At 72.4% G+C, this 21,130-nt stretch carries 18 protein-coding genes; 5 read left to right on the top strand and 13 right to left on the bottom strand.

The window, feature by feature from the left end:
• Positions 1 to 41: 41 nt before the first annotated feature.
• Complete coding sequence (gene mqnP / locus KBX37_RS24615; protein WP_210778278.1) at positions 42 to 953, bottom strand: menaquinone biosynthesis prenyltransferase MqnP; 912 nt, start codon at positions 951 to 953, stop codon at positions 42 to 44.
• Positions 953 to 2,413 carry a menaquinone biosynthesis decarboxylase gene (locus tag KBX37_RS24610; RefSeq protein WP_210778277.1) on the bottom strand — a complete coding sequence of 487 codons (1,461 nt, stop codon included), beginning with the start codon at positions 2,411 to 2,413 and terminating at the stop codon, positions 953 to 955. Before KBX37_RS24610 ends, mqnP begins: the two co-directional genes overlap by 1 nt.
• 163 nt (positions 2,414 to 2,576) lie before the next feature.
• Here KBX37_RS24610 and KBX37_RS24605 point away from each other — a divergent pair, with 163 nt between their 5' ends.
• Positions 2,577 to 3,449 carry an alpha/beta fold hydrolase gene (locus tag KBX37_RS24605; protein ID WP_210778276.1) on the top strand — a complete coding sequence of 291 codons (873 nt, stop codon included), beginning with the start codon at positions 2,577 to 2,579 and terminating at the stop codon, positions 3,447 to 3,449.
• A 9-nt stretch (positions 3,450 to 3,458) separates the two neighbouring features.
• Here KBX37_RS24605 and KBX37_RS24600 read toward each other — a convergent pair whose 3' ends face one another.
• Positions 3,459 to 4,013 carry a carboxymuconolactone decarboxylase family protein gene (locus KBX37_RS24600; RefSeq protein WP_210778275.1) on the bottom strand — a complete coding sequence of 185 codons (555 nt, stop codon included), beginning with the start codon at positions 4,011 to 4,013 and terminating at the stop codon, positions 3,459 to 3,461.
• Positions 4,014 to 4,076: 63 nt separating this feature from the next.
• Here KBX37_RS24600 and KBX37_RS24595 point away from each other — a divergent pair, with 63 nt between their 5' ends.
• Positions 4,077 to 4,553 (top strand): MarR family winged helix-turn-helix transcriptional regulator, encoded by a 477-nt coding sequence (locus KBX37_RS24595; RefSeq protein ID WP_210778274.1) that lies wholly within the window; start codon positions 4,077 to 4,079, stop codon positions 4,551 to 4,553.
• 91 nt (positions 4,554 to 4,644) lie between these two features.
• Here KBX37_RS24595 and ccsB read toward each other — a convergent pair whose 3' ends face one another.
• The 6 genes from ccsB to hemL are packed head-to-tail and all read right to left on the bottom strand — an operon-like array spanning position 4,645 to position 10,684.
• A complete protein-coding gene (gene ccsB, locus KBX37_RS24590; RefSeq protein ID WP_210778273.1) occupies positions 4,645 to 5,622 on the bottom strand; it encodes a c-type cytochrome biogenesis protein CcsB in 978 nt (325 codons plus the stop codon).
• Positions 5,622 to 7,247, bottom strand: a complete 1,626-nt coding sequence (locus tag KBX37_RS24585; protein WP_210778272.1) for a cytochrome c biogenesis protein ResB — start codon at positions 7,245 to 7,247, stop codon at positions 5,622 to 5,624. The genes ccsB and KBX37_RS24585 overlap by 1 nt, the downstream gene beginning before the upstream one ends.
• Positions 7,247 to 8,122 (bottom strand): cytochrome c biogenesis CcdA family protein, encoded by an 876-nt coding sequence (locus KBX37_RS24580; RefSeq protein ID WP_210778271.1) that lies wholly within the window; start codon positions 8,120 to 8,122, stop codon positions 7,247 to 7,249. The genes KBX37_RS24585 and KBX37_RS24580 overlap by 1 nt, the downstream gene beginning before the upstream one ends.
• Positions 8,122 to 8,694: a TlpA disulfide reductase family protein gene (locus KBX37_RS24575; RefSeq protein ID WP_210778270.1), complete on the bottom strand. Its 573-nt coding sequence runs from the start codon at positions 8,692 to 8,694 to the stop codon at positions 8,122 to 8,124. Before KBX37_RS24575 ends, KBX37_RS24580 begins: the two co-directional genes overlap by 1 nt.
• Entirely contained in the window at positions 8,694 to 9,341 is a 648-nt protein-coding gene (locus KBX37_RS24570) for a histidine phosphatase family protein (RefSeq protein ID WP_210778269.1), read from the bottom strand. The genes KBX37_RS24575 and KBX37_RS24570 overlap by 1 nt, the downstream gene beginning before the upstream one ends.
• Positions 9,342 to 9,346: 5 nt before the next feature.
• Positions 9,347 to 10,684 (bottom strand): glutamate-1-semialdehyde 2,1-aminomutase, encoded by a 1,338-nt coding sequence (hemL, locus tag KBX37_RS24565; RefSeq protein ID WP_210778268.1) that lies wholly within the window; start codon positions 10,682 to 10,684, stop codon positions 9,347 to 9,349.
• A gap of 142 nt (positions 10,685 to 10,826) precedes the next feature.
• On the opposite strand from hemL, the gene KBX37_RS24560 reads away from it, so the two are divergent.
• The gene (locus KBX37_RS24560; protein WP_154940461.1) at positions 10,827 to 11,159 is read left to right on the top strand and encodes an STAS domain-containing protein; all 333 of its coding nucleotides are present in this window, start codon (positions 10,827 to 10,829) and stop codon (positions 11,157 to 11,159) included.
• 55 nt (positions 11,160 to 11,214) lie between these two features.
• On the opposite strand, the gene KBX37_RS24555 is transcribed toward KBX37_RS24560, so the two are convergent.
• Both KBX37_RS24555 and KBX37_RS24550 read right to left on the bottom strand, forming a co-directional pair.
• Positions 11,215 to 12,807 (bottom strand): ABC transporter permease, encoded by a 1,593-nt coding sequence (locus KBX37_RS24555; protein ID WP_210778267.1) that lies wholly within the window; start codon positions 12,805 to 12,807, stop codon positions 11,215 to 11,217.
• Positions 12,804 to 13,715: an ABC transporter ATP-binding protein gene (locus KBX37_RS24550; protein ID WP_210778266.1), complete on the bottom strand. Its 912-nt coding sequence runs from the start codon at positions 13,713 to 13,715 to the stop codon at positions 12,804 to 12,806. The genes KBX37_RS24555 and KBX37_RS24550 overlap by 4 nt, the downstream gene beginning before the upstream one ends.
• Positions 13,716 to 13,807: 92 nt before the next feature.
• On the opposite strand from KBX37_RS24550, the gene KBX37_RS24545 reads away from it, so the two are divergent.
• The gene (locus KBX37_RS24545) at positions 13,808 to 14,314 is read left to right on the top strand and encodes a GbsR/MarR family transcriptional regulator (RefSeq protein ID WP_210778265.1); all 507 of its coding nucleotides are present in this window, start codon (positions 13,808 to 13,810) and stop codon (positions 14,312 to 14,314) included.
• Between the two features lie 76 nt (positions 14,315 to 14,390).
• On the opposite strand, the gene KBX37_RS24540 is transcribed toward KBX37_RS24545, so the two are convergent.
• Positions 14,391 to 14,948 carry a two-component system response regulator gene (locus KBX37_RS24540; protein WP_088959338.1) on the bottom strand — a complete coding sequence of 186 codons (558 nt, stop codon included), beginning with the start codon at positions 14,946 to 14,948 and terminating at the stop codon, positions 14,391 to 14,393.
• The gene (locus KBX37_RS24535; RefSeq protein ID WP_210778264.1) at positions 14,945 to 18,763 is read right to left on the bottom strand and encodes a HAMP domain-containing protein; all 3,819 of its coding nucleotides are present in this window, start codon (positions 18,761 to 18,763) and stop codon (positions 14,945 to 14,947) included. The genes KBX37_RS24540 and KBX37_RS24535 overlap by 4 nt, the downstream gene beginning before the upstream one ends.
• Positions 18,764 to 18,934: 171 nt before the next feature.
• Between KBX37_RS24535 and KBX37_RS24530 the strand changes: the two genes are divergently transcribed.
• Positions 18,935 to 21,004, top strand: a complete 2,070-nt coding sequence (locus KBX37_RS24530) for a SpoIIE family protein phosphatase (RefSeq protein ID WP_210778263.1) — start codon at positions 18,935 to 18,937, stop codon at positions 21,002 to 21,004.
• Positions 21,005 to 21,130 lie beyond the last annotated feature (126 nt).

The following is a 21,130-nucleotide window of genomic DNA, read 5'->3' as shown; positions in this document are numbered from 1 at the left end:
GATCGTGGCGGGGTGGCGGGGGTGGCGGGGGTGGCGGTCGGTCAGGGGTGGAGGTGGAGGCGGATGGTGAGGTCGAGCAGGGCGAAGAGGAAGAGGGCGATGCCGACGAAGCCGTTCGCGGTGAAGAACGCCCGGTTGACCTTGCTCAGGTCGGTGGGGCTGACCACCACGTGCTGGTAGCCGAAGGCGACGGCGGTGAACGCCAGGCCGATCCACCACAGCCAGCCGAAGCCGACCAGCGCGCCGAACCAGATGAACAGCGCGAAGGTGACCACGTGCGCGACGGTGGAGGCGTGCAGCGCGAAGCGCAGCCCGTACCGGGCCGGGACGCTGTGCACGCCGATCTCCCGGTCGACGTCGGCGTCCTGACAGGCGTAGATCAGGTCGAAGCCGCCGATCCAGAGCCCCACCGCCGTGCCGAGCAGCCAGGCCGGCCAGGAGCCGTCGAGGGTGCCGGTGACCGCGAGCCAGGCGCCGACCGGGCCGACCGCCTGGGCGATCGCCAGGATGGCGTGCGGCCAGTTGGTGAACCGCTTGCCGTAGGGGTAGACGACCAGCGGGATCACCGCGAGCGGCGCGAGCACCAGGCAGAGCGGGTTGAGCAGCGCGGCGGCGGCCAGGAAGACCACCAGCGCGACGGCCGCGCCGGTCCAGGCCGTGCGCACGCTCACCGCCCCGGTGACCAGCTCCCGGTTCGCGGTACGCGGGTTCCGGGCGTCGATCCGCCGGTCGAGGATGCGGTTGGCGGCCATCGCGAACGTCCGCGCCCCGACCATCGCCACGGTGATCAGGAGCAGGTCGAGCCAGCGCACCCGCCCGCCGTCGACCCGCATCGCGGTCAGCGCCGACAGGTACGCGAAGGGCAGCGCGAAGACGGAGTGTTCGATCGCGACCAGTTTGAGGAACGACTTCACCCGGCCCGGCTTCTCGGCCGGCGCGTCGAGGACCGCCATCAGATCCCGTACTCCTTCCAGCGCTTGTCGACCAGGGAGGCGACCTCCGGCGACATGGTCATCTCCTCCGGCCAGCCCCGGGTGTAGCCCTCGGCGGGCAGCTTGCGGGTCGCGTCGACGCCGGCCTTGCCACCCCAGAACTGCTGGTACGACGAGTGGTCGAGGTGGTCCACCGGACCCTCGGTGAGCAGCAGGTCGCGGGCGTAGTCGACGTTGCCGAAGGCGCGGAAGGCGACCTCGTTGTAGTCGTGCACGTCGCAGTCCTCGTCGACGATCACGATCAGCTTGGTCAGCGACATCAGGTGCGCGCCCCAGATCGCGTTCATCACCTTCTGCGCGTGCTTCGGGTAGCGCTTGCGGATCGACACGATCGCGCAGTTGTGGAACACCCCGGCGGCCGGCAGGTCGTAGTCGACGATGTCCGGGATCAGCAGCTTGAGCAGCGGCTGGAAGATCCGCTCGGTGGCCTTGCCCAGGCCGTGGTCCTCCTGCGGCGGCTTGGAGGTGACGATCGAGTGGTAGACCGGGTCGCGCTGCATGGTCATCGCCTCGATGTGCAGCACCGGGAACGGCTCGACCGGGGTGTAGAAGCCGGTGTGGTCGCCGAACGGCCCCTCGGGCAGCCGCTCGCCGGGCTCCAGGTAGCCCTCGAGCACGATCTGGGCGTGCGCGGGCACCTGCAACGGCACGGTGAGGCAGTCGACCATCTCGACCCGCTCGCCGCGCAGGAAACCGGCGAACAGGTACTCGTCGATGTCGCCGGGGAGCGGGGCGCTCGCCGCGTAGCTGACCACCGGGTCGCAGCCGATGGCGACGGCCACCGGCAGCCGCTGCCCGAGCCGCTCGGCGACGGCGTGGTGCGCGGTGGAGTCCTTGTGGATCTGCCAGTGCATGCCCAGCGTGTTGCGGCTGTGCTGCTGGAGGCGGTAGAGCCCGAGGTTGCGCTTGCCGGTCTCCGGGTGCTTGGTGTGGGTCAGCCCGTAGTTGTGGAAGATCCCGCCGTCCCCGGGCCACACCTGCAGGCCGGGCAGCCGGTTCAGGTCGACGTCGTCGCCGCGGTAGACCACCTGCTGGCAGGGGGCGGTCTTCACCTTGCGCGGCGGCACCGACTTGAGCTGCATGACCTTGCCCAGGCCCTCGCGGATGCCGGACCAGCCGACCGGCAGCTCCGGCTTGACCAGCGCGCCGATCCGGTCGCCGATCTCGTCCAGCGACTCGACGCCCAGCGCCATCGCCATCCGCTTCTCGGTGCCGAAGAGGTTGATCGCCACCGGCATCTCGCCCCGGGTGGGCCGCTCGAAGAGCAGTGCCGGGCCGCCCGCCCGGACGGTCCGGGTGACCACCTCGCTGATCTCCAGCGTGGGGTCGACCGGGACGCTCACCCGCCGCAGCTCGCCCGCGCGCTCCAGCGCCGCGAGGAAGTCCTTGAGATCGGTGTACGGGAAGCCACGAGCCGCCATGCCGCCAGTCTCCCGCACCCCGGGACGCCCCGCCCACGCCGGGTCTCCCCCGGGCGGTGTGCGTCTCCCCGCCCATCCCGACGCACGGACAGCCAGCCGGCGGGCGTCGGCATGGGCGGTCGCCGGCCGGGTAGTCGAGGCGCCGGTCGAGACGGGAGCGGCGATGGGCGACGGGCGGGTACCGGCGGGGTTCTCCGAGCAGCGGGCACAGGTCGGCGACGTGGCGATGAACTACGTCCGGGGCGGCCGGGGACCCACCCTGGTGCTGCTGCACGGCTATCCGCAGTGCTGGCGCATGTGGCGTCACCTGCTGCCCGGGCTGGGGCGGTCGTACGAGGTGGTCGCGCCCGACCTGCGCGGCTTCGGCGGCAGCGACGCCCCGCCCGGCGGGTACGACAAGAAGACCCTCGCGGCCGACCTGCACGGGCTGCTGACCGGGCTCGGCCTGACCGGCGACATCCGGCTGGTCGGCCACGACCTGGGCACCATGGTCGCCTACGCCTACGCCGTCGCTCACCCCGCCAAGGTGTCCCGGTTGGTGCTGACCGAGGCCCCCATCCCGGACGAGAGCATCTACGCCTTCCCCGCGCTGAGCAGCGCTGGGCCGGCGGTGTGGAACTTCGGCTTCTTCAACGTGACGAACGGTCTGCCCGAGGAGCTGATCGTCGGCCGGGAGACGCTCTGGGTGGAGCGCTTCACCGACTCGATCATGGTGAACAAGGGCAGCCTCGGGCCGGAGGACGTCGAGGAGTACGCCGGACACCTACGCGACCCGGCCCACCTGCGGGCCAGCTTCGCGTACTTCCGGGCGTTCGGACAGGACGTCGCGGACAACGCGGCGTACCGGGCGACGAAGCTGCCCATGCCGGTGCTCGCCGTCGGCGCCCGGGCCAGCCTCGGCGAGCAGGTGGCCGACCAGGTCCGCCGGTACGCCGGCACAGTCAGCGGCGAGGTGGTCGAGGACTGCGGCCACTGGCTCTTCGAGGAGCGGCCGGCGGAGCTGGCTGCTCTGGTGCTGCCGTTCCTGCGGGACTGAGCCCGCTGGTCAGGCGGCTGGCTCCCAGGCGTATCCGGCCAGGGCGGGGTCGAGCGGGGCGTCGGTGAGCCGGTTGGCGAAGGTGGAGATCGTGTACGTGCCGACCCCGAGCACCACGTCGAGGGCGTGCCGGGGCCGCCAGCCGGCGTCGAGGAACGCGTGCAGCTCCCCGTCCGGCACCGCGCCCCGGTGGTCGAGGACGGCGACGGTGAACCGGCGCAGTGCCTCCAGCCTCGGGTCGGCCAGCGGCGCGCCGGCCCGCAGCGCGGCGGTCAGGGCCGCGTCGGCGCCGTGCCGGGTGAGGGTGGCGGTGTGCATCGCCACGCAGACGTGGCACTCGTTGCGGGTGGCCACGGTCAGCACCACGACCTCCCGCTCGACCGGGTCGAGGTCGGTGGACTCGAAGGTGGCGCTGGCGGTGAGGAAGCCCTTGAGCAGCTCGGGCGACTCGGCCATCCGGGCGACGGCCTCGGGGAGGTGACCGAACTTGCGCTGCACGCCGACCATGGTGGGGCGGGCGGCGGCGGGCGCGGTCTCGGGAGTGTGGGCGGTGAAGACGGACATGGCGGAACCCCTCGGGTAGTATCGTCAACGTGGTTGACCAAATAGTAAACGAGGTTGTCGAACATGGCAACGGCTGAGTCCGACCGTCCCGGCTTCGTGCTGCCCCTGCTGCTGCTCGCCGGCTTCCGCACCCTGATCGACGACCTGCACGCCGAGCTGGCCCGGCAGGGGCACCCAGAGCTGCGGCCACTGCACGGCTTCGTCCTCCAGGCCGTCGGCGTCGACGGCACCACCGCCGGCGAGCTGGGCCAGCGCCTCGGCGTCTCCAAGCAGGCGGCCGGCAAGACCGTCGACCGGCTGGTCGCGCTCGGCTACCTGGAACGCGCCGACGACCCCGCCGACGCCCGGCGCAAGCTGGTCCGGATGACCGAGCGGGGGGTCGACGGGCTGCGCCGCTCGGCGGTCGTCTTCGACGCGCTGCGCGAGCGCTGGGTGGCCACCCTCGGCGCGGAGCGGGTCAACGCGATGGAGGACGACCTGCGGCGGGTGACCCCGGCCCAGTTCTTCCGGCTCGACGTCCCCGGCTGGTTCGGCGGCTGACCCGTCCACCGATGATCGTCTGCGCTTCTCCGACGCCTCACTCGGCGTATCGCGCCGGAAAACCGCAGACGATCACCGAGGACCGGCCGGCTCACTCCACCCCGGCGTAGGAGTGCAGGCCGGTGAAGAAGAAGTTGACCCCGAACAGGTTCATCAGCATGGTCAGGAAGCCGAGCACGGCGATCCAGGTGGCCACGTTGCGCTTCACGCTCGGGGTCGCCCGGGCGTGCAGGTAGCCGGCGTAGACCACCCAGGAGATGAACGCCCAGGTCTCCTTCGGGTCCCAGCCCCAGGCCCGACCCCAGGCCGCCTCGGCCCAGATCGCGCCGGCGATCACCGCGAAGGTGAAGACCGGGAACGAGAAGGCGTGCAGCGCGAAGGTCAGCCGCTCCAGGCCGGCCGCCGCGGGCAGCCGCCGGGCCAGCGTGTACGGGAAGCTCCGCTTGCCCTGCTCGTACCCGTTGCGGATCAGGAACGCCACCGCCGGTACCACGCCCAGCAGGAAGATGCCCGAGCTGAACACGATCGTCGACACGTGGACGATGAACCAGTAGGACTGCAGCGCCGGCATCAGCGGCACCACCTGCACGTAGAGCTTGAGCTCGGCGAAGGCGAGCAGCAGCACCATCACCAGGGTGAGGAAGAGCCCCAGCCGGCGCAGCGCGGGGCGCTTGACGAGCACCGCCAGCCAGGCCGCCGTGCCGATCCAGGTGACCGTCAGCACGAACTCGTACATGTTGCCCCAGGGCATCCGCTCGGCGGCGATGCCCCGGGTGACCAGCGCCCCGAGGTGCAGCGCGGCGGCCAGCCCGGTGACCCCGGCGGCGATCCGCCCGGCCAGCCGGGCCCGCTGCGCCGACCGGCTGCGCCGCGTCTCGGCGGCCACCGGCGCGGCGGAGGCGTCGACCGGGCCGCCGGTGGCGCCCACTCCGGCGCCGACCAGCTCACGAGCGGGGGCGGCCGACACCGCGCGGACGTTGCCCAGCGCGTACTCGACGGCGTGGCTGATCATCGCGACCAGGTACGCCAGGATCGCGAACGTCACCAGCTGGTCGGAGACTGCGGACATCACTCGACTCCCTCTCGCGCCCGCCCGTCGGGTCGCTCGTCGCCGCTGACCGCGACCACGAGCTGCGCGAACTCGTCGGCGAACCCCGGATGCTCGGTGCGCGGCAGCCCACCGGCCTCCACCAAACTACTACCGTTCGTCGGAGATCCACCGTCGGGGTCGACGGGGGTCACCCGGAACCAGACCCGCCGGCGCCGGGCGAAGAGCGAACCCATCAGGCCGCTCAGCAGCACCACGCAGGCGCCGAGCATCAGCGTCTGGCCGGGGGCGTGCCGCACCGAGAGCGTGATGTACGGCTTGGAGCCCAGGAACTCCAGGCTGCTGCCGTCGTCCAGGGTCCACTTCTCCCCGACGCCCAGCTTCTTCTGGCCGATCTCCTTGAGCTTGCCGCTGGTCACCTGGCGCTGGTCGAGCTGGTAGACCGAGCCGGGGATGCCGGCGTCCAGCCCCAGGTTGCCTCGGTAGGCGGTCAGCACCACCGCCGGGTTCCGCTCGGTCGGGTACTTCGACTCGACGAAGGGCGCGGTGTCCGGCGCGGTCGGCAGGTACAGCCCGTCGAAGGCGACCTGCTGGTCGGCGGCGCGCTTGCCGGTCTTCGGGTCGACGTTGGCGTCCGGGAAGGCGGCCACACCCTCACTCGTGAGGTTGGCGTCCCCGGAGGTCAGGAACGGCACGGTGCTGGTCTGGCTGCGCCCGTACCGGTCGGTGTACTTCAGCACCGGGGCGTACCCGTGGCCGAGCAGGTAGACGTTGGCGGAGTCGAGCCGCAGCGGCGAGTTGACCGAGAAGCCGGCCGCCCGCTTCGTGCCGTCCGGCTCGTCCACGGTCACCGAGGCCCGGTAGCTCTCCGGCTGGCCGGAGGGGAGGAACCGGGCGTCGAAGTTGTCCAGGGTCATGCAGAACCCGGGCAGGTCGGCGCTGTCCACCCGCGGGCCGAGGGAGGCCTCGCTGTACTGCTGGCGGGTGTTGCAAAAGGCGTTCTCCCCGCCGGCGACCAGCAGCCGGTTGCCGTGCCAGCCGTACCAGGAGCCGAGCGCGACCCCGATCAGCACGGCGACCAGCGAGGTGTGGAAGAGCAGGTTGCCGGTCTCCTTGAGGTAGCCCTTCTCGGCGGAGACCTCGTTGCCGCGTACCTCGACCCGCCAGCGGCGCCGCCGCAGCACGGCGGCGACCGCCGCCGGGTCGGTGGGCGCGTGCGCCGGCAGCACCGCGTGCTGCGGCAGCCGCTCCAGCCGCTTCGGCGCGGCCGGCGGCCGGGACCGCAGCGCGCGCAGGTGGTCGCGCATCCGGGGCAGGATGCAGCCGACCAGCGAGGTGAACAGCAGCAGGTAGATCGCGGAGAACCAGACCGAGCCGAAGACCTCGAAGGCGCCGATCCGGTCGAGTTGCGGGGCCAGCTCCGGGTGCGCCCGGAAGTACTCGTTCACCTTCTCCGGGTTGACGCCGCGCTGGGGCAGCACCGAGCCGGGGATGGCGGCGACCGCGAGCAGGAACAACAGCACCAGGGCGGTACGCATGCTGGTGAGCTGCCGCCACGAGTTGCGCAGCAGGGCCAGCGCCGGGTTGGGCCGCCGCCGGGGCGCCTCGGCCGGCGGGGTGGCCGGCCGGTCGTCCACGGTCGTCATCAGATGCTCACCTCGCCCACGCCCACGGTCGTCTGCAACCAGATCACGAAGTTCTGCCACCCGCCGGTGACCAGCGCCAGGCCGATCAGGATCAGCAGGACGCCACCGATGCGGGTGACCCAGCGGCTGTTGCGCCGGACGGCGCGGAAGACCCCGAGCAGGCGGTGGAAGCCCAGCCCGAAGACGACGAACGGTACGCCCAGGCCGAGGCAGTAGGCCACGGCCAGCACCACGGCCCGGTCGGTCTTGCCGGCCGCCGTGGCCATGCCGAGCACCGCGCCCAGCGTCGGGCCGGTGCAGGGCAGCCAGCTCAGCGCGAAGACCGCGCCGAGGACCGGCGCCCCGAGCAGCCCGGCGGCGGGCAGCCGCTGGATGCGGAACTCGCGCTGCATGCCGGGGACCACACCCAGGTAGCTCAGCCCGAGCAGCACGACCAGCGTGCCGATGACGATCTCCAGCGTCCGCTCGTGGTCGAAGAAGACCCGGCCGAAGCTGGCGAAGAGGATCGCGGTGGCGGTGAAGACGACGGTGAAGCCGGCGATGAAGAGCAGCGTGCCGGCGAGCACCCGCCCCTTGACCGCGGCCACCGGTCGGGCGGCCACGGGCGTCACGACGGCCACCCCGCCGCCGGCCACGCCCGCGTCGCCGGCCGGGGCCGCGTCGCCGGCCGGGGCCGCGTCGCCGGCCGGGGGCTCCTCGGCGCGTGCCTTCCCCTCCAGGTCCGCGCCGGCGAGCCCGGTCACGTACGACAGGTAGCCGGGCATCAGCGGCAGCACGCACGGGGAGAGGAAGCTGACCAGCCCGGCGAGCGCCGCCGCCCCGATGGCCAGCAGCAGCGGACCCGACTCGGCGACCTGGCGGAACGTCTCGCCCATCAGCGGGAACCGGCGGCCGGCTGCTCGGCCGCGATCCGCTCGACGATCGGTTGCAGGCCGTCCTGCTTGACGGCCGCCCGGATCACGGTGGCGACCCGGCCGTCGCGGTCGAGCACGACGGTGGCCGGGACGGTGTTCGGCGGGATCTCCAGGGCGAGCGCGAGCCGGCTCGCCGGGTCGAACAGGCTCGGGTAGGTGACCCGGCCCTCCTCGAAGGCGACCGCCTTGTCCCTGCTGTCCTGCACGTTGATGCCGAGGAAGGTCACCCCGGCCGCCTTGGTGGCCTGGTAGGTGGCCTCCAGGTCGTCGGCCTCGGCCCGGCAGGGCGCGCACCACGAGCCCCAGAAGTTGAGCACGACCACCTGGCCACGGGCTTCGGAGACGTCGTACCGGCCGCCGGTGAGCAGCTCACCGGCGATCTTCGGGGCGGCCGAACGCTGGTCCGGCGCGCACGCGACGATGCCGCCGTCGTTGGCGCAGCGGCTCTCCCCGTTCTCCGCGGAGCAGCCGACCAGCGCCGACCCGGCGGTGACGGCGGCGAGCAGGACGGCGATCGGCCTCCGGGAACGCATCAGGCCCCCTTGGCCGTCCGGGCTGTCGTCGACATCGCGATCAGGTGCGCGGCGGGCTCGCTGTAGCCGATCCCGGTGACCTTCGCGCCGTCGAAGTGGAACGAGGTGAGGCTCGCCAGCCCGCACTGCCGGCGGCGCGGGTCGTGCCAGAGCCGCTTTCGCTCGACGTGGCGGCGCAGCGTCCAGATCGGCAGCTGGTGGGAGACCAGGACGGCCTCGCGCCCCTCGGCGGCGACCCGGGCGGCGTGCAGCGCCGCGAACATCCGCTCGGCGATGGCCTGGTAGGCCTCGCCCCAGGAGGGGGTGACCGGGTCGCGCAGCACCCACCAGTTGCGCGGGTCGCGGAACGAGCCGTCGCCCGGCGAGACCTTCTTGCCCTCGAACCAGTTGGCGCTCTCGATCATCCGCTCGTCCACCCCGACGGGGAGCCCGAACTGGGCGGCGATCGGCTCGGCGGTCTGCTGGGCGCGCTCCAGCGGGCTCGCCACCACGTGCACGATCTCCCGCTCGGCGAGCGCCTGCGCCGCCGCCTTCGCCATCTGGATGCCCAGCTCCGACAGGCGGAAGCCGGGCAGCCGCCCGTACAGGATCTGGTCCGGGTTGTGCACCTCGCCGTGCCGCAGCACGTGGACAACCGTTGCGCTCACGTTCCCTACCCCCCGTGCCCCGCTGCTGCCGCCGCGTTCGCCGCCGTCGGCAGCGCGGCCGCGATCTGCTCCAGTGCGGCGTCGTCGATCGCCGCCGAGACGAACCACGACTCGAACGCGCTCGGCGGCAGGTAGACGCCGGCGGCGAGCATCGCGTGGAAGAACGCCTTGAAGGCGGGCACCTGCTGGGTGCGGGCGCTGTCGTAGTCGCGCACCTCGGCGTCGGTGAAGAAGATCGAGAACATGTTGCCCGCGTACGACAGGCGGTGCGGGACCCCGGCGGCGGCCAGCGCGTCGGCGGCGAGCCGGCCCACGGTGGCGGCCGTCTGGTCGAGCCGGCGGTAGAGCGCGTCGTCGGCGAGCCGCAGGGTGGCCAGGCCGGCGGCGCAGGCCAGCGGGTTACCGGAGAGCGTGCCGGCTTGGTAGACCGGGCCGGCGGGGGCCAGTCGGTCCATGATCTCGGTGCGCCCACCGAACGCGGCGGCGGGCAGTCCGCCACCCATGACCTTCCCGTACGTCCACAGGTCGGCGTCGGACGGGTCGAGCCCGTGCCAGCCGGCGCGGGAGACCCGGAAACCGGTCATCACCTCGTCGACGATGAGCAGCGCGCCCTCGGCGTGGGCGATCGCGGCGAGCCGCTGGTTGAAGCCGTCGCGCGGGGCGACCACGCCCATGTTGCCGGCGGCGGCCTCGGTGATCACCGCGGCGATGTGCCGGCCCTCGTCGGCGAAGACCTTCTCCACCGCCGTGATGTCGTTGTACGGCAGCACGATGGTGTCGCCCGCCGCCGCGCCGGTGACGCCGGGCGAGTCGGGCAGGCCGAGGGTGGCCACGCCGGAGCCGGCGGCGGCGAGCAGCCCGTCGGAGTGGCCGTGGTAGCAGCCGGAGAACTTGATGATCTTCGAACGGCCGGTGAAGCCGCGGGCCAGCCGGATCGCCGACATGGTGGCCTCGGTGCCGGAGTTGACCAGCCGGACCTGCTCGACCGGGGTGCGGTCGACGATCTCCGCGGCCAGCTCGACCTCGCCGGGCGTCGGCGTGCCGAAACTGGTGCCCTTGCCGGCGGCCTCCCGGATGGCCTCGACCACCTCGGGGTGCGCGTGACCGAGGATCAGCGGGCCCCAGGAGCAGACCAGGTCGACGTAGCGCCGGCCGTCGGCGTCGTAGAGCCAGGGGCCCTCCCCCCGGACCATGAAGCGCGGGGTGCCACCGACGGCCCGGAAGGCGCGCACGGGGGAGTTCACCCCGCCCGGCACGATGGCCTTGGCGCGGTCGAACAGGGCCTCGGAGGCCGGCGCGTCGGCCGGGTAGCGGCCGGATCCGGCGGAAAATATGTCGGTCACGATGTCGCCATTGTGTCAGCGCCGAACGGCCAATCGGCAGCCACCCCGGGGCGGGGTTACCAGACTCACCCCCGGTGCGCGCGCCCGGCGGCCGAAGAGGTCTCATCGGGCCAGGGCGTCGAGATCGCGATAGGCTGGCCGGGTGGATCGTGCCGAACTGTCCATCACGGTACACCGGACGGGCGATGAAGTGGTGCTTCGCCTGGCCGGTGAGATCGACATGCTCACGGCCGGCCAACTGTCGACCGTCGTCAACGAGGTGCTCGCCGACCCCCCGCCGCGGATCGTGCTCGACCTGGGCGGCGTGACGTTCTGCGACTCCCAGGGGCTCGGCACCCTGGTCGTGCTCAGCCGCAAGGCCAGCCACGCGCGGACCCTGCTGGTGCTCAGCAACGTCGGTGACTTCCTGCTCCGCGTCCTGGACATCACCGGGCTGCGCTCCGCCCTGATGATCCGCAACGAAACCGCCCCCTGACCGTCGCCGCGACCGTGCGGTGGACGGCTCAGCCGCCGCCCACCTCACGACCGCATCAGATGGTGGGGACGTCGCGGCGGCGGAAGCCGGTCAGGCCCGTCACAGCCAGCAGGACGGCCAGGGCGGTGAGGGCCAGCAGCGGGGTGACGGTCCACGAGCCGCCGAGCACCTGCGGGGTGTGGGTGAACGGGGAGACGTCCAGCAGCCACTGGCTCAGCTCCAGCACCGCGCCGAGCTGACCGAGCAGCACGCAGACCACGAGCACCCCCCAGGCCACCGGTGCGAACCGGGGCAGCAGCCCGTAGAGCAGCACCGCCAGGCCGGCCAGCACCCAGGCCGCCGGCACCTGCGCCAACCCCGCGCCGAGCATCCGGGGCAGCTGGCCCGGCACGTCACCCACGCTCAGCCCGTAGGTGAGCCCGGTGGCGAGCCCGGAGACGGCCAGCACCACCACCGGCCCGACCAGGGCGAAGAGCAGGTGCGAGGCGAGCCAGCGGGACCGGTGCACCCCGGTGGCCAGCAGCGGCTCCGCCCGTCCGGCCGCCTCCTCCGTACGCATCCGCAGCGCGGCCGCGATGCCGTAGCCGGCGGCGGCCAGGCCGACGAAGGCGAGCGTGCTGCCCAGGTACGCCTCGGCGAGCGCGGACGAACCGCCCAGCCGGGCCATGATCTCCGCGAGTTGGGCGTTGCCCTCGACCGACCGGCCGGCCGCCTCGGCCGCGCCGCCGAGGATCAGCCCGAGCAGCCCGAAGCCGACCGACCAGCCGAGCAGCGCGCCCCGGTGCAGTCGCCAGGCCAGTCCGAACGGCCCGGACAACCCACCGCCGGCGTGCGCCGGCCCGAGCCGGGGCGGCAGCAGCCCGGCGCCCAGGTCGCGGCGCACCGACAGCGGGTACGCGAGCGCGCCGAGCAGCACGGTCAGCGCGACGGGCAGCGCCAGCACCCACCAGCGCTCGCCCTCGTACGCCCGGATGCGCGGGGCCCAGCCCAGCGGCGAGAGCCAGCTCGGCCAGTCCCGCTCCGCGGTGTCACCGGCGAGCCGGAGCGCGAAGGCCAGGCCGAGCACCCCGACGGCGATCCCCCGCGCGCCGCCGGCCGTCTCGGTGAGCTGGGCGGCGAGCCCGCCCACCGTGGCGAAGACGACCCCGACGAGCGCGGTCGACAGCCCGTAGGAGAGCGAGCCGGCCACCGGCAGGCCGGTGGCGGCCAGGCCGGCCGCGGTGAGCAGGCCGAGCAGCAGGTTCGCCGCGTAGGTGACGGTCAGCGCGGCGGTCAGACCGGCGTACCGGCCGAGCACGGTGGCGCCGAGCAGCTCGCGGCGGCCGGCCTCCTCCTCGGTACGGGTGTGCCGGATGACGGTGAGCAGGCTGATCAGCCCGACGATCAGGGTGAGGAAGCCGCCCCGCTGGGCGGTGAGCGCGCCGACGCTGTCGCCGTACACCGGGCCGAGCAGGGCGACGATCGAGGGGTTCGTCGCGGTGCCGGTGACGTACGCGGCCCGGTCGGCGGCGGTCGGGAAGAGCTCGAAGAAGCTCGTCGCGTACGTCATCGGCAGCACCGCCAGCACCAGCACCCAGAGCGGCAGCAGGACGCGGTCCCGGCGCAGGATCAGCCGGACGAGGTGCCGGGTGCCGGTGAGGCCGCTCATCGGTTCGCCCCGGCCGGCTCGTCGGCCACCGTCCCGTAGTGCCGCAGGAACAGCTCCTCCAGCGTCGGCGGCTGGCTGACCAGGCTCCGTACGCCCAGCTCGGCCAGCCGGCGCAGCGCGGCGTCCAGCGCCGGGTTGTCCACGTCGAAGCGCACCCGGCTGCCCTCCACCCGCAGGTCGTGCACGCCGGGGAGGTCCGCCAGGCCGTCCAGCGGGGCGGAGATCTCGGCGTCGATGGCGGTGCGGTGCAGGTGCCGCAGCTCGGTCAGCGTCCCGGTCTCCACGTTCCGCCCGTTGCGGATGATGGTGACCCGGTCGCAGAGCGCCTCCACCTCGGCGAGGATGTGGCTGGAGAGCAGCACCGTCCGGCCGTCCTGCTTGGCGCGGCGCACCCACTGCTGGAAGACCTCCTCCATCAGCGGGTCCAGCCCGGATGTCGGCTCGTCGAGGATGAGCAGTTCGACGTCGGAGGCCAGCGCGGCGACCAGGCCGACCTTCTGCCGGTTGCCCTTGGAATAGGCGCGGCCCTTCTTGCGCGGGTCCAGCTCGAAGGATTCCAGCAGCTCGGCGCGGCGCTTCGGGTCGAGCCCGCCGCGCATCCGGCCGAGCAGGTCGATCACCTCGCCGCCGGAGAGGTTGGGCCAGAGGGTCACGTCGCCGGGGACGTACGCCAGCCGGCGGTGCAGCGCGACCGCGTCGCGCCACGGGTCGCCGCCGAGGAGTCGGACGGCCCCCGCGTCCGCCCGCAGCAGGCCGAGCAGCATCCGGATGGTGGTGGACTTGCCGGAGCCGTTGGGCCCGAGGAAGCCGTGCACCTCTCCGGCGCGGACGCTGAGGTCGAGGCCGTCGAGCGCCCGGATCCGGCCGAAGGTCTTGACCAGGCCGGTCACCGCGATGGGAGTTTCCATACATCAGAAGCTACACTCGTTTCACAAACTCGTGAAGACTGTGAGACCCGAGGCATGGTCGACGTCCGACCCGCAGTGAGGAGCACCCACCGATGACCGACGACCGCCGTGCCACCCCCGACGCCGAGGAGGTCCACCTCTTCGTCGAACGGATGGCGATGGCCTTCGCCGAGGTCGGATTCCCCCGGATGGCCGCCCGGGTGCTGTTCACGGTGATGAGCGCCGACGAGCCGCTGACCGCGGGCGAGATCGGCGAACGGCTGGGGGTGAGCGCGGCGGCCGTCTCCGGCGCCGTCCGCTACCTCACCCAGTTCGGCATGCTGCTGCGGGAGCCGGTGCCCCGCTCCCGCCGGGACCGCTACCGGGTGCCGGACAACCCCTGGTACGAGGCGACCATCACCAAGACCGGCATCTACAAGAACTTCATCGACGTCGCGACCGCCGGGGTCGACGCCCTGCACGGCCCGGCCACCCCGGGCGGCGAGCGGGTCGCCGAGATGCGCGACTTCTTCGTCTTCGTCCAGGAGGAGATCGACTCCCTCGGCGAACGCTGGCGCGCCCGCCGCGCCGCCACCGGCCACCCCCCGCGCCCCAACTGACCGCACTTACCGAGAAAGCGTGGCCATTCGCGCGGGAACGGCCACTCTTTCCGAGAAAGTGCGCGGATCTTCGGGGTCAGGCGGTGTTGCCCCAGCGGGCCTGCTCGAGGATCTCCACCGCCCGGTCGCGGGTTTCCAGGTCGTCGTTGGCGCGCAGCAGCGAGGACGCCTCGTCCACCGCGTCGGTGAGCACCCGCCACTGGGCGTCCCGCTCCCGCACCAGGTCGGACTGCGCGGCGAGCTGCCGGGTCTTCACCCACAGCTCCACGAAGACCGACACCTTGGCCCGCAGCACCCACGGGTCGAAAGGCTTGGTGAGATAGTCGACCGCGCCCACCGCGTAGCCGCGCAGGGCGAGCTGCGCGTCCTTGTCGGCGGCGGTGAGGAAGATGATCGGCACGTGCCGGGTCCGCTCCCGCCGCTTGATGTGGCTGGCGGTCTCGAACCCGTCCATGTCCGGCATCTGAGCGTCCAGCAGGATCACCGCGAAGTCGTCCACCAGCAACTGCTTCAGCGCCGCCTCACCGCTCTCCACGGCGACCGACTGCACCGGAAGGCCCTGGAGAATGGCCTCCAGGGCCATCAGGTTCTCCCGCCGGTCGTCCACCAGCAGCGCCTTGGCTGTCTGCGTCACGAACTCTCCTCGCCTCGGCTGCCGCTGATCCACGACGCCATCCGCTCGATCAACTCGTCCAGGTCGACCGGCTTGGTGATGTAGTCACTACCCCCGGCCGCCAGTGCCGACTCCCGGTCACCCGGCATCGCCTTCGCCGTCAGGAAGACGATCGGCAGGTCCGCGAAGCGGTGGTTGCGGCGGATCTGCCTGGTGGTCTCGTATCCGTCCTGATCCGGCATCATCGCATCCATCAACACGATGTCCACCTCCGGATGTTCGGCCAGCAGGCGGACACCCTCCGCCCCGTTGTCCGAGTACAACACGGTCATGCCGTGCAACTCCAACGCGGAGGTCAGCGCGAACACGTTGCGTACGTCGTCGTCGACGATCAGCACGGTGGCGCCGTCGAGCTGCCGGGTGGCCGGGGCCTCCGCCGGCTGGGGCAGCAGCTCCATCGGCGGCATCAGCAACGACGAGGGCAGGCCCGCGCGCTGCGGCGACGGGGGCTGCGGCGCCACCACCGCGTCCGGCGCCAGCACGTCGGGTACGAAGAGGGTGAAGGTCGAGCCCTGACCGGGCGCCGACGTGACGGTGATCGTGCCGCCCAGCAGGCGGGCCAGGTCCCGGCTGATCGACAGCCCCAGCCCCGTGCCGCCGTAGCGGCGGCTGGTGGTGCCGTCGGCCTGCTGGAACGCCTCGAAGATCAGCGACAGCTTGTCGTCGGAGACGCCGATGCCGGTGTCGATCACGGTGAACGCGATCACCTGCCGGGCGTTGGTCAGCGCCGGTACGTCGAAGACCGCGTTCTCCGGCGCCGGCGCGATCCGCAACGTCACCGCGCCGTTGTCGGTGAACTTGATCGCGTTGGAGAGCAGGTTGCGCAGGACCTGCTGCAACCGCTGGGCGTCGGTGACCAGCGCCGGCGGCAGCTCCTTGGCCACCCGTACCTGGAAGTCCAGGCCCTTCTCCTCGGCCTGCGGGGCGAACGCCTGCTCGACGTACCCGCGGATCTCGTCGAACCGGATCTCGGTCGGCTGGACGTCCATCCGGCCCGCCTCGATCTTGGACAGGTCCAGGATGTCGTCGATCAGGGAGAGCAGGTCCGAGCCGGCGCTGTGGATGGTGCGGGCGAACTCGATCTGCTTGCGGCTGAGGTTCTGCTCCGAGTTCTCGGCCAGCAGCCGGGCCAGCAGCAGCAGCGAGTTCAGCGGCGTCCGCAGCTCGTGGCTCATGTTGGCCAGGAACTCCGACTTGTACGCCGAGGCCCGGGTGAGCTGCTGCGCCTTCTCCTCCAGGCCGAGCCGGGCCAGCTCGATCTCGCGGTTCTTGGTCTCGATGTTGCCCTTCTGCTCGGAGAGCAGCTTGGCCTTGTCCTCCAGCTCGGCGTTGGTGCGCTGCAACTCCGCCGACTGGTCCTGCAACTCCAGGGCCAGCCGCTGCGACTGCGCCAGCAGCTCCTCGGTCCGCCGGTTGGCCTGGATCGTGTTGACCGCGATGCCGGTGGTCAGCACCAGCCGCTCCAGGAACGCCAGGTGCAGCTCGGAGAAGCGGGCCACGCTGGCGAACTCGATCACGCCGAGCAGCTCGCCCTCGAAGAGGACCGGGAGCACGACCAGGTCGGCCGGGGGCGTCTCGGCCAACCCGGAGCGCAGGGTGAGCCGCCCGTCGGGCAGCGCGTTGACCCGGATCGTGCGGCGCGACAGCGCCGCCTGACCGACCAGCCCCTCCCCCGGGCCGAAGGTCACGTCGTGGCCGCGCGCCACGTAGCCGTACGAGGCGGTCAGCCGCAGCCGCATCACGCCCTCGGAGGTGTCCGCCAGGAAGAACGCGCCCAGTTGCGCGTCGACCAGCGGGGTCACCTCCATCATGATCATGCGGCAGACCTCGCCGAGGTCCCGCTGGCCCTGGAGCAGGCCACCGATCCGGGCCAGGTTGGAGTCGAGCCAGCCCTGCTCGGCGTTCTTCTTGGTCGTCTCCCGGAGGGTGACGATCATCTGGTTGATGTTGTCCTTCAGCTCGGCGACCTCGCCCTGCGCCTTGACCGCGATCCGCTGGGTCAGGTCACCCCGGGTCACCGAGGTGGACACCTGGGCGATCGCCCGCAGCTGGGTGGTGAGCGTCGAGGCGAGCTGGTTGACGTTCTCGGTCAGGTCGCGCCAGGTGCCGGAAACGCCCTTCACCTGGGCCTGACCGCCGAGCTTGCCCTCGATGCCGACCTCGCGGGCCACCCGGGTGACCTCGTCGGCGAACGACGACAGCTGGTCCACCATCGTGTTCACCGTGGACTTCAGCTCCAGGATCTCGCCCTGCGCGTCCACGGTGATCTTCTGCGACAGGTCACCCTTCGCCACCGCCGTGGTGACCGAGGCGATGTTGCGCACCTGCGAGGTCAGGTTCGACGCCATCGAGTTCACGTTGTCGGTCAGGTCCCGCCACGTACCCGAGACGCCCTTGACCTGCGCCTGACCACCCAGCTTGCCCTCGGTACCCACCTCGCGGGCCACCCGGGTCACCTCGTCGGCGAACGAGGAGAGCTGGTCCACCATCGTGTTGACGGTGTTCTTCAGCTCCAGGATCTCGCCCTGCGCGTCGACGGTGATCTTCTGGCTCAGGTCACCCTTCGCGACCGCCGTGGAGACCTGCGAGATGTTGCGCACCTGGCTGGTCAGGTTGCCGGCGAGCTGGTTGACGTTCTCGGTGAGGTCACGCCAGGTGCCGGAGACCCCACGCACCTGAGCCTGGCCACCCAGCTTGCCCTCGATGCCCACCTCGCGCGCCACCCGGGTCACCTCGTCGGCGAACGAGGAGAGCTGGTCCACCATCGTGTTGACGGTGTCCTTCAGCTCCAGGATCTCGCCCTGCGCCGCAACGGTGATCTTCTGCGACAGGTCGCCCCGGGCCACCGCCGTGGAGACCTGGGCGATGTTGCGCACCTGGGCGGTCAGGTTCGACGCCATCGAGTTGACGCTGTCGGTCAGGTCCTTCCAGGTGCCGGCGACGTTCGGCACCTCCGCCTGACCGCCGAGCTTGCCCTCGGTGCCCACCTCGCGGGCCACCCGGGTCACCTGCTCGGCGAAGAGCCGCAGGGTGTCGGTGAGGGAGTTCATCGTGTCGGCCAGCTCGGCCACCTCGCCGCGCGCCCCGACGGTGATCTTCTGCGACAGGTCGCCCTTGGCCACCGCCGTCGCCACCTGGGAAATCGACCGCACCTGGCCGGTCAGGTTCGACGCCATGGTGTTCACCGAGTCGGTGAGGTCCTTCCAGGTGCCGGCGACGCCCCGGACGTCGGCCTGGCCGCCGAGCTTGCCCTCGGTGCCCACCTCCCGGGCCACCCGGGTCACCTCGTTGGAGAAGGACGAGAGCTGGTCGACCATCGTGTTGACCGTGCGGCCGATGCGCAGGTACTCACCGCGCAGCGGGCGACCGTCGATCTCCAGCGCCATGTGCTGGGAGAGGTCGCCGTCGGCCACCGCCACGATCACCCGGGCGATCTCGGTGGTCGGCCGCCCCAGGTCGTCGATCAGCGAGTTGATCGCCCGCTGCCCCTCCGCCCAGGAACCGTCGAACCCCTCCTCGTCGAGGCGTTCGGTGAGCCGGCCGTCCCGGCCGACGATCCGGCTGATCCGGCGCAGGTCCAGGTGCTGCCGCTCCTGGATCGACACCACGTCGTTGAAGGCGTCCGCCACCTCACCGGCCGCACCCGCGCGGCGGGGCAGCCGGACCTTGAAGTCGCCGCCCCGCACCCGGCGCAGCGCCTCCGCCAGCTCGACGAGAAGCGCCGCGTGCTCGGAAGCGGACGGATCCGCGGTCGCCGACTGTTTCGCGCTCATCATTCCTCGCTCAGCTCGGGGCCACCGGCGCTTGCCGACACGCCGCCATCCCATCATTGTGCCCGCGCGGGTGTCGATGCCACGGACGCGAAGTGCGCCGCGCGCCCGGTGTGGCGCCGTCCGTGTCGCGCCGTCCGGCTTGGCACCCGGCCGGCAGCGATGGAGGATACGAGGGTGTCAGCGGAGACGGGGCCCGCGTCGGACGGGGGCCAGGACGAGCACGTCCGGCGCGTCCGGCTGCCCGCCGACCGGCGTACGCCCGCCGCCGCCCGGGCGCTGGTCCGCTCGGTGCTGGCCGAGGCCGACCTCGACGACCTGCTCAACGAGGCGCTGCTGCTGACCACCGAACTCTCCACCAACGCGGTGGAGCACGCCGGCACCGAACTGGACATCGAGGTCGTCGCCGACCCGGTCGGGCTCACCGTGACCGTCTCCGACTTCGCCACCGGCCCGGTGGACGAGCTGGTGGTCGGCATCCGCAGCGACACCGAGGACATCGACGAGGTCTCCGAGCGGGGCCGCGGGCTGCTGCTCGTCGACCACTTCGCCAGCCGCTGGGGGACGACGTACCTGCCCACCGGCAAGGGGGTCTGGTTCCGGCTGGACCGCCCCGGCGCCGCCCCGGCCGGCCCGGTGGCGCTGGAGCACGTCCCCGCGAACGGCGGGGAGGGCACCGTGGCGGCGAGTTCCGCGCCGAGCGCCGCCGCGATGAGCGAGCTGACCCAGACCAGCCCCGACCCGAACGCCGACGACCCGCTGCCCGACTTCGCCGCCGACCTGCTCACCCGGGTCGCCGAGATGGTGGGCGCGGCCGGCGGGGTGATCCGGCTGGACCGGGGCGACGGGCAGGGCATCCAGCCGCTGGCCCGGTACGGCCGCCAACCCCGCCCGGGCAACGAGCTGCTCCAGGTGCCGTTGGCGGTGCACCGCCCGTACGCCGGGGAGCTGGAGCTGGACGCGGCCCCCTCGGCGTACGCGCGACCGCTCGCCGTGCTCGCCGCCGAACGGCTGTCGCTGCACCTGGAGAACGACCGGCTGCGCCGGGCGGACGTGCGCCGGCAGGCGTGGCTGACCTTCCTCGCCGAGGCGAGCGAGCTGCTCGCCCAGTCGCTGGACGTCGAGCTGACCATGGCGCTGATCCCGCAGCTGGTGGTGCCCCGGCTCGGTCAGTGGTGCGCCGTGCACACCACCGACGAGTGGGGCCGGCTGCGGCTGGCCGCCTCCAGCCACGCCGACGAGGCGATGCTGCCGCAGCTGCACAAGGTGCTCCAGGAGGTCGGCCCGGAGTCGGTCCAGGCCCGGCTGCGGGAGGCGTCCCGCAGCGCCGCGCAGGTGCCGCTCGGTCCCCCGATGGAGGGCTTCGCCGTGCCGTTGATCGCCCGCGGCCAGCGGCTGGGCACCCTGGCCGTCGGCCGGCACCTACGGCACCGGCACGACCCGGACGAGATCGCCGTGCTGGAGGACGTGGCCCGTCGGGCCGCCCTCGCCATCGAGAACGCCCGGATCCACGCCGAGCGGCGCCGGGTGGCTCAGACGCTGCAGCAGTCGCTGCTCCCGCCGGTGCTGCCGGTGGTCGAGGGGATCGGCTTCGCCGCCGAGTACGTCCCGACCGGCGACCACGCCGAGGTCGGCGGCGACTTCTACGACGTGCTGCCGCTGCCCGACGGGCGCTGGCTGGTGGTGATCGGCGACGTCTCCGGCAAGGGCGTGCAGGCGGCGGCGGTCACCGGGCTGGTGCGGGACGTAATCCGGGTGCTGGTCGGCGACGGCAAGCCGCTGCCCGAGGTGCTGGCCCGGCTGAACGAGACCCTGGTGGAGCGCGGCGGCGGCCGCTACTGCACCCTCGCGCTCGCCGCCGTCGGGTCGGGCCGGTACGGGCAGCTCGACGTGTCGCTGCACCTGGCCGGCCACGACCGCCCGGTGCTGCTGCGCGGCACCGGGGGCGCCGCCTTCGTCGGCACCGGCGGCACCGCGCTGGGGCTGATCGACACGATCACCTCGCCGACGGCGGAGATCCCCCTCGCGGCCGGCGACTCGCTGGTCTTCTACACCGACGGGGTGACCGAGCGCCGGCGGGGCCGGGAACTGTTCGGCGTCGACCGGCTCCGGGACGCGGCCGCCCCGCTGGCCGGGTACTCGGCCGACGTGGTCGCCGCCCGGTTGCGCGCCACCGCGATCAACTTCTCGGTGGAGGCGCCCCGGGACGACATCGCCATCCTGGTGCTCCGCAACGACGCCCTCTGAGAGACCGTCGGGTAACCGAGTGGTTACGCTGCAATAAGTCGTTCGGCGTCGATGCGTAGTGCGGCTTCGCGTTCGGTGGCGTTGGTCCAGCGGACCGCCTGGCCGGCCAGACGTATCGTCATGAGT

The sequence above is a fragment of the Micromonospora sp. U56 genome (assembly GCF_018070095.1).
In the GTDB taxonomy this organism is placed as follows: domain Bacteria; phylum Actinomycetota; class Actinomycetes; order Mycobacteriales; family Micromonosporaceae; genus Micromonospora; species Micromonospora purpureochromogenes.
This window is presented reverse-complemented; position numbering and strand designations above follow the sequence as displayed.